A 17,154-nucleotide genomic window follows, 5' to 3' on the forward strand; every position below is an offset into this window, starting at 1 on the left:
CCAATCCCGAATCCCGAATCCCGGTCAATGAGCAAACGCGATTACTACGAAGTGCTGGGCGTTCAACGCAACGCCGGCGACGAAGACCTGAAGAAGGCCTATCGCCGCTGCGCGATGAAGTTCCATCCGGACCGCAATCCCGGCGACCAGGCCGCCGAAGCCTCGTTCAAGGAATGCAAGGAGGCCTACGAGGTCCTGTCCGATGCGAGCAAGCGCCGCCTGTACGACCAGCACGGCCACGCCGCGTTCGAGCACGGCATGGGCGGCGGTGGCGGCGGCCCCGGCCCCGGTTTCGCCGACATGGGCGACATCTTCGGCGACATTTTCGGCAACATCTTCGGCGGCGGCGGAGCCGGCGGCGCGCGCGGTCCGCGCCGCGGCGCCGACATCGGCTATGTCATGGAGCTGTCGCTGGAAGAAGCGGTCGGCGGGATCGAAAAGCAGATCGAAATCCCGACCCTGGACGAGTGCGAGACCTGCAAGGGCTCGGGCTCGGCCGACGGCAAGATCGAAACCTGCACCACCTGCAACGGCCGCGGCCAGGTCCGGTTCCAGCGCGGCATCTTCTCGATGCAGCAGGCCTGCCCGCATTGCAACGGCCGCGGCCAGACCATCGCCAACCCGTGCGGCGACTGCCACGGCCAGGGCCGGATCGAGCGGACCAAGACCTTGCAGGTCAAGATTCCCGCCGGCGTCGACAACGGCGACCGCATCCGCCTGACCGGCGAAGGCGAAGCCGGCCCGGCCGGTTCGCCGCCGGGCGACCTGTACGTGGAAGTGCGCGTGCGCGAGCACGAGATCTTCCAGCGCGACGGCGACGACCTGCACTGCGAAGTGCCGATCCGCATTTCCCAGGCCGCGCTCGGCGACATCGTGCGGGTGCCCACGCTCGGCGGCGAAGTCGAGCTGCGCATTCCGGCCGAGACCCAGAGCGGCAAGCTGTTCCGCCTGCGCGACAAGGGCGTCAAGTCGGTGCGCAGCCGCAAGCCCGGCGACCTGTATTGCCGGGTCGCGGTGGAAACCCCGGTCAACCTGACCCCCGAGCAGCGCGAGCTGCTGGAAAAGTTCGAGGCGACCTTCGTCGGCGAGGGCGCGCGCAAGCATTCGCCGCGGTCTTCGACGTTCATCGACGGGGTCAAGGGGTTTTGGGACCGGATGACGTCCTGAGCCGCATCGCGCGGCCTGCGCGCGAGTTGCAAACAAAAAGGAGCTTCGGCTCCTTTTTTGTTTGCGCGCGCGCACGGTTGCCGCGGCTATGTGCTAAAAATCGCGCGCGGACGCCGCATCGGCGGCGTCCTTCGTATCGTCATCGCCAATCAAGGATTCGGGAGAAGAAAGGATGCGCATCGCCATGCCGCGGCGCCCGGCCGCACTGTGTCTGGCGCTGGTGGCGGCCCTCGCCGCCAACGCCGCTGCCGCTCAGGACAAATCCGCTCAAGACGCGCCGGCGCGCAGCGCCGCGGCGGCCGCCGCGCCATCGGCCGCGAGCGCCGAGCAACCGTCCGCGCGGCTGGAACGGGTCGATTTCACCTATACCGTGCAGCCCAACGGCGCGTACGTCGAACAACGCGAGTCGGCGTTGAAGATCCTGCGTGAAGAGGCGGTGGAGCGCGCTAAGTATGAATCCATCGACTACAGCGCCAGCCTGCAGACGCTGGAAGTGATCGAGGCCTACACGCTCAAGGCCGACGGCCGCCGCGTCGTCGTGCCCAAGTCCAACTACCAGGTCCAGACCAACGACGGCCGCGGCGACGGCGCGCCGGCGTTTTCCGATATCGCCACCACCCAATTGGTGTTCCCCGACGTCGCGGTCGGCGACACCGTGGTGCTGAATTACCGTCTGCTCGGCAAGCAGCCGATGTTCGAAGGCCAGTTCTCCGACACCGGCAGCTACAGCGATTACGCCTATCTCGGCGAGATGACGCTCAAGTACGACCTGCCGGTGTCGATGAAGATCCGCAAGGAGTCCTACGGCAAGTTCAAGACCGTGCGCGACGAAGTCGTCGGCGACCGCCGCATCGTCGAATGGCGTTTCAGCAATCGCGAGCCGAAGCAGGCGGTGCCGAGCTATACCGCGCCGTTCGACCTGACCCGCAGCAACGGCGCCTCGGTCTCGACCTTCGCCAGCTACGGCGACATCGCCCGCGTCTACGGCGAGCGCGCGCTGCCCAAGGCGGTGCCGGGCGCGCGCGTGCGCAAGCTCGCCGACGAAATCGCCGCCGGCAAGACCGGCCAGCGCGAGATCGCCCAGGCGCTGTACGAATGGGTGTCGCTGAACATCAACTACGCCGGCAACTGCATCGGCCTGGGCGCGGTGGTGCCGCGCGATCAGGACTTCGTCCTCGACAACCGCATCGGCGACTGCAAGGACCACGCCACCTTGCTGCAGGCGCTGCTCGCGGCCAAGGGCATCGAAGCGACCCAGGCGCTGATCAACTCCGGCACCGCGTATACGCTGGCGCCGGTGCCGGTCGCGTCTGCGGTCAATCACGTGCTGAACTATCTGCCGGGCCTGGATCTGTACCTGGACGCCACCGCCAAGGGCATCGCCTTCGGCGAACTGCCGTACTCGATCGCCGGCAAGCCGGTGTTGCGGGTGGATCGCCCGGACCTGCCGGCGCGCACCCCGACGCCGGCCAAACTGGCCAATCGTCAGCGCATGGAGACCCAGGTCGTGATCGCCGAGGACGGCAGCCTCAAGGGCACGATGAAGGTCGAGCTCGCCGGCCGCCCGGCGATGGAGTTCCGCTCCGGCTCGCGCGATCTGACCGAGAAGGACGCCGGCGAAATGGTCAAGAAAGTGTTCGAGCGCATGGGTGTGCGCGCCAGCGGCAGCTTCCGCCAGGACGATCCCAAGCCGCTGCGCAGCCAGCACGCGTATTACGTCGAGATCGACGCCAAGCAGGCCGTGCCGATGCCCGGCGCGTTCGCGCTCGGCGCGTTCTTCGTCACGCCGCAGCCGGTGTTCGCCCTGGTCGGCAGCGCCAACGCGCCGGAAGACATCGCCGACGAAGGCGAGGGCCTGTGCCTCGGCGGCCGTTCGGAGGAGAGCTACCGGATCGAATTCCCCAAGACCGTGAAGGTGTTGGCCAAGCCGCAGGACCTGAAACTGGAATCCAACGGCTCGCGCTACGAGGCGACCTATCGGCTGGAAGGCAATGTGCTGTACGCGCACCGGGTGATCGAGGACGCGACCACGGGACCTGTGTGCAGCATCGCGTACAACAAGGCCTATTCCGATTTCGCCCGCAAGGTGGTGCCGAATCTGAAGGCGCAGGTGGTTTACCAGTAAGCGCGCCGCGCGCGGACCCGCAGCGGACCGGCCCAGCGCCGGTCCGCTTGTTTTCGCCGGGCCGCAGCGGCTAGCCTGCGCGCATGAGCGAATCCCCCAAGACCCCGATCCGTCTCCTGATCCACGGCGCCAGCGGGCGCATGGGCCAGGCCCTGTTGCGACTGGCCGGCGAACGCGACGACGTTCGGGTGGTCGCGGCGTACTCGCGTTCGCAGCCCTCGCAGCGGGTCATCGACAACGTCCCGCACTTCGCCTCGGCCGAACTGGCCGGCGCGCCGGAGTTCGACGTGGCGATCGACTTCAGCCTGCCGGAAGGCTTCGATCCGGTGCTGGCGCTGTGCGCGCAGCGCGGCAAGGGCCTGGTGTCGGGCACCACCGGGCTGAGCTCGGCGCAGAACGCGCAGATCAACGAAGCCGCGGCCGCGATCGCGGTGGTGTGGGCGGCCAACTACAGCCTCGGCGTGGCGGTGCTGACCGAACTGGTGCGCCAGGCCGCCGCGGCGTTGCCGGAGTGGGACTGCGATGTGATCGAGGCGCACCACACCCGCAAGCTCGACGCGCCGTCGGGCACCGCGCTGCACCTGGGCGCGGCCGCGGCGATCGGCCGCGGCCGCGAGCCGCATTACGCCAGCCTGCGCGCCGGCGACATCGTCGGCGAACACACCGTGCAGTTCGCCACCGCCGGCGAACGCATCGAACTGATCCACCGCGCCACCAACCGCGACATTTTCGCCCGCGGCGCGCTGCACGCGGCCGTGCGTCTGGCCGAACGCGCGCCGGGGATGTATCAGTTGCGCGATCTGCTCGGCTGACGGCCTTCGCCGGCGCGCCGCAAGCGCCGTGGCCGCCGGGTCGGACTGAATCCGGCGGCGCCGGCGACTGCGGCTCGACGCGCTCCGGCGGCGGGTCGATCCGGCGCGGCGTTCAGCCCACGGCCGGCTGCGGCCGGCCGGCGCTCGCGCGGGCAGGGCGGCGGCGCGGCTCGGCAACCACGGCGCAAACGGCGGGAAATCGCTGCGGGCGCCTCGCGGACGGCCGCGGCCTGCGCTTCGGCGCCCGCCTCGATGCCTTGTTCAGCAAGTTGCATGCGCCCGGCCGGCCGCACGCCGCCGCCGCACCGAGGCCAGATTGAGACTGGCGCCGACGGCCCTTCGCCGCTAGAATTCCGGCTCGCCTGAATCCCGCACGCCGGACCGGTCCCGCACCGCGTCCGTGTTTTGCTGCAAGTCGGTTTTGCCGATGTCGCGCACGGGATCAGATCCTTCGGCAGCCAAGGCGACCCCCGTGACCCAACCCGCAATCCTCGCTCTCGAAGACGGCACCGTGTTCGAGGGCGTTTCCGTAGGCGCGCCCGGCCTGAGCGTCGGCGAAGTCGTATTCAACACCGCCATCACCGGCTACCAGGAAATCCTCACCGACCCCTCGTATGCGCGCCAGCTGGTGACGCTGACCTATCCGCACGTCGGCAACACCGGCGTGACCGATCAGGACGACGAGGCGCGCCAGGTCTGGGCCAGCGGCCTGATCGTGCGCGACGTGCCGCGCCGCCCCAGCAACTGGCGCAGCCAGATCGCGCTGCCGCAGTGGCTCGCCGACCGCGGCGTGGTCGCCATCGCCGGCATCGACACGCGCAAGCTGACCCGCCTGCTGCGCGACACCGGCGCGCAGAACGGCGCGCTGATGGCCGGCGAGATCGACGCCGACCAGGCGATCGAAGCCGCGCGCAAGTTCCCCGGCCTCAAGGGCATGGACCTGGCCAAGGAAGTCTGCACACGCGAGCGCTACCAGTGGACCGAAGGCCAGCTCGACCTGGACCGCAACGCCTTCGTCAGCGTCGAGCCGCGCTTCCATGTCGTCGCCTACGACTTCGGGGTCAAGCTCAACATCCTGCGCATGCTCGCCGAGCGCGGCTGCCGCATCACCGTGGTGCCGGCGCAGACTTCGGCCGCCGAGGTGCTGGCGCTGCAACCCGACGGCGTGTTCCTGTCCAACGGCCCCGGCGACCCGGAACCCTGCGATTACGCGATCGCCGCGATCAAGGAATTCGTCGCCCGCAAGATCCCGACCTTCGGCATCTGCCTGGGCCACCAGCTGCTCGGCCTCGCCGCCGGCGCCAAGACCCTGAAGATGAAGTTCGGCCACCACGGCGCCAACCATCCGGTCCAGGACCTCGACGGCGGCCGGGTCATGATCACCTCGCAGAACCACGGCTTCGCGGTCGACGAAGCGAGCCTGCCGGCGAACGTGCGGGTCACCCACCGCTCGCTGTTCGACGGCAGCAACCAGGGCATCGCGCTGACCGACGCGCCGGCCTTCAGCTTCCAGGGCCACCCGGAAGCCAGCCCGGGCCCGCATGACGTATCGCCGCTGTTCGACCGCTTCGTGAGCATGCTCGAGCAGGCCAAGGCCTGATGAGCGCCGCGCCGGCCCCGCCGTCGCGCCGACGCCGCTGGCGTCGGCGCGTATTGGCGGCGCTGGTGTTGCTCGGCGCGTACCCCGCGTTCGTGCTGATCGCGGTGTACTCGCAATGGTTCGCCGCGGGCCTGCCGGGCGGACGCAACGGCCCGGCCGATGCGTACCGCCACAGCCTCGCCAGCGCGGTCGTCGCCTACACCTCGTCGCCGCGCTGCGTCGACTGGGTGACCGCGGTGATGGAGCGCGACGGCGCAGGCAACCCGAGCCGGGCGATGGACGCCCACAACAACCGGATCGGCGCGCGCATCGGCGCCGCCGCCGCCACCTGGACCGCGATGCAGCGCGAGGTTCGCGCCGCGGTCGACCACGGCGCGATCGACGCCCGATCGCCCGAGCAAATCACCTGGCTCGCCCCCGCGGCGTGGCAGGACCGACTTTACTGAGGACCTCATGCCCAAGCGTACCGACATCAAAACCGTCCTGATCATCGGCGCCGGCCCGATCGTGATCGGCCAGGCCTGCGAGTTCGACTACTCCGGCGCGCAGGCGTGCAAGGCGCTGCGCGACGAGGGCTACCGCGTGGTCCTGGTCAATTCGAACCCGGCCACGATCATGACCGACCCGAACATGGCCGACGCCGTGTACATCGAGCCGATCAACTGGCAGACGGTCGAGAAGATCATCGCCAAGGAAAAGCCCGACGCGCTGCTGCCGACGATGGGCGGCCAGACCGCGCTGAACTGCGCGCTCGACCTGGCCGACAACGGCGTGCTGGAGAAGTACAACGTCGAGCTGATCGGCGCCAAGCGCGATGCGATCCGCATGGCCGAAGACCGCGAGCTGTTCCGCGTGGCGATGAGCGAGATCGGCCTGGAGTGCCCGCGCGCCGCGGTCGCGCGCACGCTGGAGGAGGCGATCGAGATCCAGGCCACGGTCGGCTACCCGACCATCATTCGCCCCAGCTTCACCCTCGGCGGCAGCGGCGGCGGCATCGCCTACAACCGCGAGGAGCTGATCGAGATCGTCACCCGCGGCCTGGAACTGTCGCCGACCACCGAAGTGCTGGTCGAGGAATCGGTGCTGGGCTGGAAGGAATTCGAGATGGAAGTGGTCCGCGACACCGCGGACAACTGCATCATCGTCTGCTCGATCGAGAACTTCGACGCGATGGGCGTGCACACCGGCGACTCGATCACCGTCGCTCCGGCGCAGACCCTGACCGACAAGGAATACCAGCGCCTGCGCGACGCCTCGATCGCGGTGCTGCGCAAGATCGGCGTCGACACCGGCGGCTCCAACGTGCAGTTCGGCATCAACGCGCAGAACGGCCGCGTGGTGGTGATCGAGATGAACCCGCGCGTGTCGCGCTCCTCGGCGCTGGCGTCGAAGGCCACCGGCTTCCCGATCGCCAAGATCGCGGCCAAGCTCGCGGTCGGCTACACCCTGGACGAACTGCGCAACGAGATCACCGGCGGCGCCACCCCGGCCTCGTTCGAGCCGTCGATCGATTACGTGGTCACCAAGATCCCGCGCTTCGCGTTCGAGAAGTTCCCGCAGGCCGACGCGCGCCTGACCACGCAGATGAAGTCGGTCGGCGAAGTCATGGCGATGGGCCGCACCTTCCAGGAATCGCTGCACAAGGCGCTGCGCGGGCTGGAGACCGGCAAGGTCGGCCTCGACCCGACCGGCCTGGACCTGTCCAGCGACAGCGATCTGGCCGTGCTCAAGCGCGAGCTCAAGGAACCGGGCCCGGAGCGCATGTTCTACATCGGCGACGCGTTCCGCGCCGGCCTCAGCGTCGAGGACGTGCACGCGATGTCGTTCGTCGACCCGTGGTTCCTCGACCAGATCGAGGAACTGATCGCGGCCGAGCGCGAAGTCGCCGACGCCGGCCTGGCCGCGCTCGACAAGGAGCGCATGCGCGAACTCAAGCGCATGGGTTTCTCCGACGCGCGCCTGGCCCAGCTGACCGGCACCGACGAAACCGCCGTGCGCACCCTGCGTCGCGCGTTCGGCGTGCGCCCGGTGTACAAGCGCGTCGACTCGTGCGCGGCCGAGTTCGCCACCACCACCGCCTACATGTACTCGACCTACGAGGACGAGTGCGAAGCCAACCCGAGCAACCGCGACAAGATCGTCGTGCTCGGCGGCGGCCCCAACCGCATCGGCCAGGGCATCGAGTTCGACTACTGCTGCGTGCACGCCGCGCTGGCCCTGCGCGAGGACGGCTATGAAACCATCATGGTCAACTGCAATCCGGAGACCGTGTCGACCGACTACGACACCTCCGACCGCCTGTACTTCGAGCCGCTGACGCTCGAGGACGTGCTCGAGATCGCCGACCTGGAAAAGCCCAAGGGCGTGATCGTGCAGTACGGCGGCCAGACCCCGCTGAAGCTGGCGCGCGCGCTGGAAGCCAACGGCGTGCCGATCATCGGCACCACCCCGGACAGCATCGACCTGGCCGAAGACCGCGAGCGCTTCCAGAAGCTGGTGCAGGAGCTCGGGCTGGCCCAGCCGATCAACCGCACCGCGCGCAACCCCGACGAGGCGCTGGCCCTGGCCAACCAGATCGGCTACCCGATGGTGGTGCGCCCGAGCTACGTGCTCGGCGGCCGGGCGATGGAGATCGTCTACTCCGACGCCGACCTGACCCGCTACATCCGCGACGCGGTCAAGGTCTCCAACGATTCGCCGGTGCTGCTCGACCGCTTCCTCGACAACGCGGTGGAGGTCGACGTCGACGTGATCGCCGACCGCGAAGGCCGGGTGCTGATCGGCGGCGTCATGGAGCATATCGAAGAAGCCGGCGTGCACTCGGGCGACTCCTCGTGCTCGCTGCCGCCGTACTCGCTGTCGCCGGCGACGCAGGAAAAGCTGCGCGAACAGGTCACCGCGCTGGCCAAGGCGCTCAAGGTCGTCGGCCTGATGAACACCCAGTTCGCGATCCAGACCGACGCCGACGGCAACGAAACGATCTACCTGATCGAAGTGAACCCGCGCGCCTCGCGCACCGTGCCGTTCGTGTCCAAGGCCACCGGCATGGCGCTGGCCAAGATCGCCGCGCGCTGCATGGTCGGCCAGACCCTGACCTCGCAGGACGCGGTCGACGAGATCGTGCCGGACTACTACTCGGTCAAGGAAGCGATCTTCCCGTTCGCCAAGTTCCAGGGCGTCGACCCGATCCTCGGGCCGGAGATGCGCTCCACCGGCGAGGTGATGGGCGTGGGCCAGAACTTCGGCGCGGCGATGGCGCGCGCGCAGGAAGCCGGCGGCATCAAGGCGCCGCCGGTCGGCAAGGTGTTCATCTCGGTGCGCGATCCGGACAAGCAGCGCGTGCTGCCGGTCGCGCAGGAACTGCTGCGCCGCGGCTACAGCCTGGTCGCCACCCGCGGCACCCAGGCCTTCTTCGCCGGCCACGGCGTCGCCTGCGAAGTCATCAACAAGGTCACCGACGGCCGTCCGCACATCGTCGACCTGATCAAGAACGGCGAGATCGTCTACATCATCAACACCACCGAAGGCCGCCAGGCGATCTCGGACTCGTTCTCGATCCGGCGCGAGGCCTTGCAGCAGCGGGTGACCTATTCGACCACCGTGTCGGGCGCGCGCGCGCTGGTCAACTCGCTCGACTACCGCGGCCAGGGCCCGGTGTGGTCGCTGCAGGAACTGCACGCGCAGATCGGCGCGCGTTGACCTGAGCCGAGCGGATCGATCGGCCCGCGCCGATCGGTCCCGCCCGGCGCGGCCCGGGCGCGCCGCTGCGGCAGGGCCGTCAGGCCCGACGCTCTGCGCTCGGATCGCGCCGATCTGTGACCGAAGCAGCGGGCCCGAAGGCTCTCCCGCAAGGTTTTCAAGGGGTGTCTTCCGCCGGGCTTCCCCGGCACAATGCCCCCTGGACACATCTTCGAAACATTCGCGCCGGGCCCCACGGACCCGCCCGGCGTCGCACCGCAGAGGAACCAAGGAATGAGAGCACCCATTACCGCCAAGGGCGCGCTGCGCCTGCGCGCCGAACTGGAAGAACTCAAGTCGGTCAAGCGCCCGGCCGTGATCAACGCGATCGCCGAAGCGCGCGCCCACGGCGATCTCAAGGAAAACGCGGAGTACCACGCCGCGCGCGAGCAGCAGGGCTTCATCGAAGGCCGCATCAAGCAGCTCGAAGCCGAGCTGTCGCACGCGCAGATCATCGACACCAGCACCCTCAACGCCGGTTCCAAGGTCGTGTTCGGCGCCAACGTCGAGCTGGCCGACACCGAAACCGACGAGGAGAAGCGCTACCAGATCGTCGGCGACCTGGAAGCGGACATCAAACTCGGCCTGATCGCGATCTCCTCGCCGGTCGCGCGCGCGCTGATCGGCAAGAACGAAGGCGACACCGTCGTCATCGAAGCGCCGGGCGGCACCCGCGAGTACGAAATCGTCGGCGTCAGCTACGACGGCTGAGCCGTCGCAGCCGACCGGACCGCCCGGCATGAACCGCGTCGACCTGCTGCTGCCCGCGCGCGAACGCTTCGGCGGCCAGCGCCTGGGCGAGGATCTGGCCCGCCGCTTCGGCCGCGCCGAGCGCACGGTCGAGGCCGCCGACTACGCCGCGCGCGTGTTCGACCTGCTGCCGCGCGGCTGGCCGGTGGCCGCGGCGACCCGCCAGCGCGACGCCGGCGACGCCGCCCACGGCGCCTGGCTGCGCGCCGATCCGGTGTACGTGCGGCCCGACATCAACGGCGCGCGCCTGCTCGCCTACGGCCGCGCGCTGAGCCTGAGCGAACGCGACAGCGCCGCGCTGCTGCCGGCGCTGAAGCCGCTGTTCGGCGACGCCGGCTTTCCGATCGACGCGCCGGCGCCGGAGCGCTGGTACATCGCGCTGCCGCGCGAAACCAAACTGCCGCGCTTCGTCTCGCCCGAGCAGGCGCTCGGCGAAGACCTGTTCCAGCACCTGCCGACCGGCGACGGCGCCGAAGGCCGCCGCTGGCGTGCCTTGCTCAGCGAAGCGCAGGTGGTGCTGCACAACCATCCGCACAACGCCGCGCGCGCCGCCGCCGGGCTGGCGCCGATCAATTCGCTGTGGTTCTGGGGCGCCGGCGCGCTGCCGGACCATGTGCGCTGCGACTACGCCGGCGTGCACAGCGACGACGAAGCGCTGACCGCGTTCGGCGCCCAGGCCGGCATCGCCGCGGGCGGCTTGCCGCCGCAGTGGGCCGCGCCGGCCGGCGAGGGCGCGTACTTGTACGACCTGCGCGCGCAACGCGACTTGGCGCTGATCCAGCGCGACTGGCTGCAACCGCTGGCCGCCGCGCTCGACCGCGGCGCGCTCGCGCGGGTCGCGGCGATCTGCGCCGACGGCGAACGTTTCGAACTCGCGCGTTCGCAGCGTTGGCGGTTCTGGCGCAAGCCGCTGCGTTCGTTGCTGGATTGAACGCGGCCATGCATCCGGCACTTTCGGCTGCCGATCCGGAGCGGCCGCGTTGAAGCCCGCCGCACGCCTGCGCCGGCGCGAAGCGGCCGCCGACGGGCACTGGCCCGACTCGGTGCCGCCGCTGCTGCGCCGCATCTACGCCGCGCGCGGCGCCGCCAGCCTGGAACAGGCCCAGCCCAAGCTCGCCCAGTTGCTGCCGCCCGACGGCATGCTCGGCCTGGAGCGCGCGACCGAGTTGTTGGCCGCGGCGATCGCCGAGGACCGCCACATCCTGGTGGTCGGCGATTTCGATTGCGACGGCGCCACCGCCTGCGCGGTCGGCGTGCGCGGCCTGCGCATGCTCGGGGCGAAGCGGGTGTCGCATGCGGTGCCGAACCGGATCGTGCATGGGTATGGGTTGTCACCGGCGTTGGTGGAAGAACTGGCGAAGCTGCAACCGTATCTGTTGGTCACCGTCGACCACGGCATCGCCTGCCACGCCGGCATCCGCGCTGCGCGCGAGCTCGGCTGGCAGGTGCTGGTCACCGATCACCATCTGCCCGGCGACGCCTTGCCGCCGGCCGACGCCATCGTCGATCCCAACCAACCCGGCGACGCCTTCCCGAGCAAGATGCTGGCCGGCGTCGGGGTGATGTTCTACGTGCTGCTGGCCTTGCGCCGGCGGCTACGCGAAGCCGGCGCGTTCGGCGCAGGCGGCAACGGTCCGGACCTGAGCCAACTGCTCGACCTGGTCGCGGTCGGCACCGTCGCCGACCTGGTGCCGCTCGACGCCAACAACCGCGCCCTGGTCGCCGCCGGCCTGCGCCGCTTGCGCGCCGGGCAGGGCGGCGCCGGCCTGCGCGCGCTGATCGAAGTCTCCAACCGCGACCACCGCCGGCTCACCGCCGCCGACATCGGCTACGCGCTGGCGCCGCGGCTCAACGCGGCCGGGCGCCTGGAAGACATGGCGCTCGGCATCGAGTGCCTGCTGACCGAAAACCCGGCGCAGGCGCGCGACATCGCCGCCACGCTCAACGACATCAACGCCGAGCGCCGCGCGGTGCAGCAGCAGATGACCGACGAAGCCGAGCGCGCGTTCGCGCGCGTGGCCTTCGACCCGGCCGCCGCGCCGCTGGCGCCGTGCCTGTTCGATCCGGACTGGCATCCCGGCGTGGTCGGCCTGGTCGCGTCGAAGATGAAGGAACGCCTGCACCGTCCGGTCGTCGCGTTCGCCCCGGGCGAGCCCGGCAGCGCGCAATTGCGCGGTTCGGCGCGTTCGATTCCCGGCTTCCACATCCGCGACGCGCTGGCCGATGTGGCCGCGCGCCATCCCGGCTTGATCGAACGCTTCGGCGGCCACGCGATGGCCGCCGGCCTGTCGCTGCACCGCGACGCGTTCGAACCGTTCCGCGACGCGTTCGACGCGGTCGCGCGCGCGGCGCTGACGCCGGAGCTGCTGCAGGCCGACGTGCTCAGCGACGGCGCCTTGCTGCCGGCCGAGTTCGACCGCCGCCACGCCGAATCGCTGCGCGACGGCGGGCCGTGGGGGCAGGGCTTCGCCGAGCCGCAGTTCGACGGCGAGTTCGAAGTGCTGGCGTGGCGGGTGGTCGGCGAGCGCCATCTCAAGCTCGAACTGGGCTGCGAAGGGCGGCGTCTGAACGCCATCGAGTTCGGCGGCTGGGACGGCAATCAGCCGCCGTCGTGGGTGCGCATCGCTTATCGCCTGGAGCCCGACGATTACCGCGGCGGCGATGCGGTGCAGTTGGTCGTGGTGCATCGGGAAGCGCTGTAGACGACGCGCAGGGAGGCGGCATGGCCGAATCGTTCGACCGACAGCTAGCGCGCGATGCGCTGACCCATCTGTTGCGCCACGGTTTGATCGAAATCCGCCTGCGCGCATCGGCGCCGCGGCGCGGCCGGCGCCTGCAGGCCGCGCTGGAGGAGTGGGCCGAGCTGTGCCACGGGATTCCGGCGATCCTGCTGAGCGACTGCGACGAGCGCGCCCTGCGCTGGTTCGTCGAGCGGCACGGCGCCGAGTTCGTGCGGCGCTACCCGAGCCGGGACAACGGCGCGTTTGCGGCCGTGCAAGCGCTGCTGGGCGAGCTGGCGGCGCTGCTGCCGCAAGAGCGGGAGTGATGCCCGCATTCGCGCCTGCCTGAATCGCTGGCCGCCCGCGTTGTCATACGCGCGAAACACAGGCCGCCCCTGCGGCGCTGCGCGCCGAGATTCGAATCCCGGCGCGGTTTTTTCGGCTTTTGAGCCGCGCTCCTACGCCGCGGCTTGTTGAACCGTTCGCTAACGATATGTGCCGGCGGTAGCGCCGTCGCGACGCAGTTCGCGACGAACGGGGAGGCCCCCGGCTAGACTGGCCGGCACTCTTCCCCCGGAGTTTTTCAGCATGTGTGGAATCGTAGGCGCGATCGCCGATCGCGATGTGGTGCCGGTTCTGATCGAAGGCTTGAAGCGATTGGAGTACCGCGGTTACGACTCGGCCGGCATCGCCGTGTTCGACGGACAGTCGCTGCGCCGGGTGCGGCGCACCGGGCGCGTGGCGGAGATGGAATCGGCGGCGCAGTCGGAACGCTTCAGCGCGCAGGTCGGCATCGGCCACACCCGTTGGGCCACGCATGGCGGCGTGACCGAGGCCAATGCGCATCCGCACATCAGCTTCGGCGAACTGGCGGTGGTGCACAACGGCATCATCGAGAACCACGACGAGCAGCGCGAGCGTCTGCGCGCGGCTGGGTATGCGTTCGAATCGCAGACCGACACCGAAGTCATCGCTCACCTGATCCATTCGCATCTCCAACAAGGTCACGACCTGCTGGCGGCGGTGCAGGCGGCGGTGCGCGAGCTGGTCGGCGCGTACGCGATCGCGGTGGTGAGCCTGAAGGAGCCCGGCCGCTTGATCGCCGCGCGCATGGGCTGCCCGCTGCTGGTCGGCCTCGGCGAGGGCGAGAACTTCGTCGCCAGCGACGTGTCGGCGATCGTGCAGGCCACGCGCCGGGTGATCTTCCTGGAAGAAGGCGACACCGCCGAAGTCACCCGCGCCGCGGTGCGGGTGTTCGACGCGCACGGCGCGGCGATCGAGCGCGAGGTGCATCTTTCGGACGTGTCGCTGGCGTCGCTGGAGCTGGGCCCGTACCGGCACTTCATGCAGAAGGAAATCCACGAGCAGCCGCGCGCGATCGCCGACACGATCGAGGCGGTGATGGACAACAACGGCTTCAGCGCCGAATTGTTCGGCGCCGATGCGGCAGCGGTGCTGGCCGACGTCGAAGGCGTGCAGATCCTGGCCTGCGGCACCAGCTATTACGCCGGCCTGACCGCGCGCTACTGGATCGAAGCCATCGCCGGGCTGCCGTGCCAGGTCGAGATCGCCAGCGAATACCGCTACCGCGCGGCGGTGGCGAACCCGAAGCAGCTGATCGTGACGATTTCGCAGTCGGGCGAAACCCTCGACACGATGGAAGCGCTGAAGTACGCCAAATCGCTCGGCCACGACAAGACCCTGTCGATCTGCAACGTGCCCGAGAGCGCGATCCCGCGCGCGAGCAAGCTGGTGTACTACACCCGCGCCGGCGCCGAGATCGGCGTGGCCTCGACCAAGGCGTTCACGACCCAGCTGGTCGCGCTGTTCACCCTGACCGCGACCCTGGCCAAGCTGCGCGGCGCGCTGAGCGCGGAACAAGAAGCCGAGTACGTCGACGCGCTGCGCCACCTGCCGGGCAGCGTGCAGCACGCGCTGAACCTGGAGCCGCAGGTGGCCGGCTGGGCCGAGCGCTTCGCGCCGAAGCACCACGCGCTGTTCCTGGGCCGCGGCGTGCATTACCCGATCGCGCTGGAAGGCGCGCTCAAGCTCAAGGAAATCTCGTACATCCACGCCGAAGCGTATCCGGCCGGCGAGCTCAAGCACGGCCCGCTGGCGCTGGTGGACGCGGCGATGCCGGTGGTGGTGATCGCGCCGAACGACAAGCTGCTGGAGAAGGTGAAGTCGAACATCCAGGAAGTGCGCGCGCGCGGCGGCGAGATGTTCGTGTTCGCCGACCTGGACAGCCACTTCGGCGAATCCGAGCAGGTGCACGTGATCCGCACGCCGCGCCACGTCGGCGTGCTGTCGCCGGTGGTGCATGCGATTCCGGTGCAGCTGCTGGCGTATCACGCGGCGTTGGCGCGCGGGACGGATGTCGACAAGCCGCGCAATCTGGCCAAGGCGGTGACGGTGGAGTAGGCCGCGCGCGTCGCGGCGCCTGAGGCGCAGGCGAATCGCTCACCGCAAGGGTTCCGGCGCGTGCCGGAACCCTTTTGTTTTGCGCGTCGCCCGCCCGTCGCCGCCGGCCGGTGGCGCGGTTCGCCGAAGCGATGCCGCGGCTATGCTGGCGCCGTACCCGCTCCGCCGCGGAGACGGGGCGCCCAGGAGATCGCCGGATGTCGTCTTACAACTGCGTCATGCCGGTCGATTGGCGACGGCTGTGGGGCGAACTCGTTCCCGCGTGGCTGGAGTTGCTGGCCGGGCGGATCGGGTCGATGGCCTTCCGTGCGCGGTATCTTCCGCACGGCAGCGAGTACCCGGAACCGATCGATCCGCAGGAAAGCTATGGCGTGCCCGCACGGTATCTGGCGCTGTTCGCGCAGCGCCCGCTGTCGCCGCCGTACGTGAGCGAAGAACTGCGGGCGTCGTGGGGCCGGGAGCCCATGCGCTGGCAGCTGCCGGCCGAGGTAAGCGAGTTTCTGTTGCTGGATGCGATCCGCCAGAGCGCGGCGGTCGATCTGCCGGGCGAGGACCGGTACGCCAGCGATATCCATGCCGTGTCGACCTACCACGGCGGCCGCAAGCAAGTGGCCGGCGTCAAGAATCTGTTCCCCTTCGTCAGGAGCGCGTACGAGCTGGACTGGCAGCGGGAGAAAACGCTCTATGAGTGCGTGCGTCGGCCGGGTGCAGGCCGCGAGCGCTTGTTCGAGTTGCTGGAGGACTTGTTGCTTTACCGACGGACCTTGCCCGGCGACCACATCGCCCTGCAATCGCCGAGTTGGCCCGCGCACGACTATTTGTCGTACGCAGGCTATCTGGCTCCGGCCGAGGTCGCCGAGCTCGACCTCGAGCTGCAGGGTTGGCAGTCGGCGGACAACGAGGGAGACCTGTCGCTCGCCCTGTTCGCGGATCGGGTCGGCCGCTCCGCCGACGCCGGCTATGGCCTGTTGACGATCCATGCGGGGTGGTAAGCGCGTCGTCGCCACGCCGCGCGGGCGCTGACGCGAGCCGCTCGACGGCGGCGACGAACAGCCTCGGCCCGGTTCGCGATTTACTCGCGTCGCGGGCCCACGCAACGGCGGGTTTATCGTCCGCACTGCAACGATGGCATTCGAGAGGCAGCCGATTCGCCCGCCGCGGACTCTGCGGATATTCACTCGCGCCGCGTATCGCAGGTCTCGGCGATATGCAGCGACGCCGGCGCGGATGGGCGCCAGTCACCGCAGAGACGTGAGCTGCCGCAATCGCGTTCGGTAACTGCGTCAAACAAATGAGCTCCCCGCGCGCGAAAATGCAGTTAGATCACATTTGTTCAGGCACGCGCGAGATTTATTGGTTTATCGTCTGCGCCAGTTCCGGCACAAGCGTTCTATATGCGCCGGAACCGTCAGATGACGATCGCGCCCGCATGGCGTTCGCATCGACGCGCGTTACTGTCACTTAGCCGACGTAAGCTGCGATCCGCGACACCGCGCGACCGGCAGCAGACGATCCGGTGGCGGTGGACGCCCAGGGGGAAATCCCGGAATCCGACAATAGTGTGATGCGATTCGCGCATCACGGGGCGGAGCCTGCCCGGGATCAACGCCGAAGCCGTCGCATTCGCGGCGGCGTTGCAGTTCCGCAACAAATCCCACCCGCAAACCCGGCGCGGCGCCCGATCCTATCAGGCGTCGCGGCGCGCAGTATTCCGCAGTATTCAGACCATTTTTTGTTATCGATGCCAGTTATCGATAGCAATGGCTTCGCCGTGCCTGCGTCTTTTAATCCCCGATTTAGTGGGATTTTCGCCGCCGGTTT

At 69.2% G+C, this 17,154-nt stretch carries 13 protein-coding genes; all 13 read left to right on the top strand.

All coding sequences use genetic code 11. From position 1 onward, the window contains the following. The first annotated feature begins 27 nt into the window (after positions 1 to 27). The 13 genes from dnaJ to JHW38_RS02535 all read left to right on the top strand — a co-directional run bounded on the left by dnaJ (position 28) and on the right by JHW38_RS02535 (position 16,325). The gene (dnaJ, locus tag JHW38_RS02480) at positions 28 to 1,167 is read left to right on the top strand and encodes a molecular chaperone DnaJ (RefSeq protein WP_207524455.1); all 1,140 of its coding nucleotides are present in this window, start codon (positions 28 to 30) and stop codon (positions 1,165 to 1,167) included. Between the two features lie 172 nt (positions 1,168 to 1,339). Beyond that, entirely contained in the window at positions 1,340 to 3,292 is a 1,953-nt protein-coding gene (locus JHW38_RS02485) for a DUF3857 domain-containing protein (RefSeq protein ID WP_207524456.1), read from the top strand. Between the two features lie 83 nt (positions 3,293 to 3,375). After that, the gene (gene dapB / locus JHW38_RS02490) at positions 3,376 to 4,104 is read left to right on the top strand and encodes a 4-hydroxy-tetrahydrodipicolinate reductase (RefSeq protein WP_207524457.1); all 729 of its coding nucleotides are present in this window, start codon (positions 3,376 to 3,378) and stop codon (positions 4,102 to 4,104) included. A 472-nt stretch (positions 4,105 to 4,576) separates the two neighbouring features. Next, a complete protein-coding gene (carA, locus tag JHW38_RS02495; RefSeq protein ID WP_207524458.1) occupies positions 4,577 to 5,704 on the top strand; it encodes a glutamine-hydrolyzing carbamoyl-phosphate synthase small subunit in 1,128 nt (375 codons plus the stop codon). Then, entirely contained in the window at positions 5,704 to 6,150 is a 447-nt protein-coding gene (locus JHW38_RS02500) for a DUF6973 domain-containing protein (RefSeq protein WP_207524459.1), read from the top strand. Before carA ends, JHW38_RS02500 begins: the two co-directional genes overlap by 1 nt. Positions 6,151 to 6,157: 7 nt before the next feature. Beyond that, positions 6,158 to 9,403 (top strand): carbamoyl-phosphate synthase large subunit, encoded by a 3,246-nt coding sequence (carB, locus tag JHW38_RS02505; RefSeq protein WP_207524460.1) that lies wholly within the window; start codon positions 6,158 to 6,160, stop codon positions 9,401 to 9,403. A 1-nt stretch (position 9,404) separates the two neighbouring features. Next, the gene (locus JHW38_RS25865) at positions 9,405 to 9,680 is read left to right on the top strand and encodes a DUF6053 domain-containing protein (RefSeq protein ID WP_428995305.1); all 276 of its coding nucleotides are present in this window, start codon (positions 9,405 to 9,407) and stop codon (positions 9,678 to 9,680) included. Further along, complete coding sequence (gene greA, locus JHW38_RS02510) at positions 9,677 to 10,153, top strand: transcription elongation factor GreA (protein WP_207524461.1); 477 nt, start codon at positions 9,677 to 9,679, stop codon at positions 10,151 to 10,153. Before JHW38_RS25865 ends, greA begins: the two co-directional genes overlap by 4 nt. Before the next feature lie 28 nt (positions 10,154 to 10,181). After that, positions 10,182 to 11,123, top strand: a complete 942-nt coding sequence (locus tag JHW38_RS02515; RefSeq protein WP_207524462.1) for a phosphoglycerate mutase — start codon at positions 10,182 to 10,184, stop codon at positions 11,121 to 11,123. Positions 11,124 to 11,172: 49 nt separating this feature from the next. Further along, positions 11,173 to 12,894, top strand: a complete 1,722-nt coding sequence (gene recJ, locus JHW38_RS02520; protein ID WP_207524463.1) for a single-stranded-DNA-specific exonuclease RecJ — start codon at positions 11,173 to 11,175, stop codon at positions 12,892 to 12,894. A 20-nt stretch (positions 12,895 to 12,914) separates the two neighbouring features. Next, positions 12,915 to 13,238, top strand: a complete 324-nt coding sequence (locus JHW38_RS02525; RefSeq protein WP_207524464.1) for a hypothetical protein — start codon at positions 12,915 to 12,917, stop codon at positions 13,236 to 13,238. A 262-nt stretch (positions 13,239 to 13,500) separates the two neighbouring features. After that, positions 13,501 to 15,333: a glutamine--fructose-6-phosphate transaminase (isomerizing) gene (gene glmS / locus JHW38_RS02530; RefSeq protein WP_207524465.1), complete on the top strand. Its 1,833-nt coding sequence runs from the start codon at positions 13,501 to 13,503 to the stop codon at positions 15,331 to 15,333. Between the two features lie 197 nt (positions 15,334 to 15,530). Then, positions 15,531 to 16,325: a hypothetical protein gene (locus JHW38_RS02535; RefSeq protein ID WP_207524466.1), complete on the top strand. Its 795-nt coding sequence runs from the start codon at positions 15,531 to 15,533 to the stop codon at positions 16,323 to 16,325. The last annotated feature ends 829 nt before the right edge of the window (positions 16,326 to 17,154 follow it).

The sequence above is a fragment of the Lysobacter enzymogenes genome (assembly GCF_017355525.1).
In the GTDB taxonomy this organism is placed as follows: domain Bacteria; phylum Pseudomonadota; class Gammaproteobacteria; order Xanthomonadales; family Xanthomonadaceae; genus Lysobacter; species Lysobacter enzymogenes_C.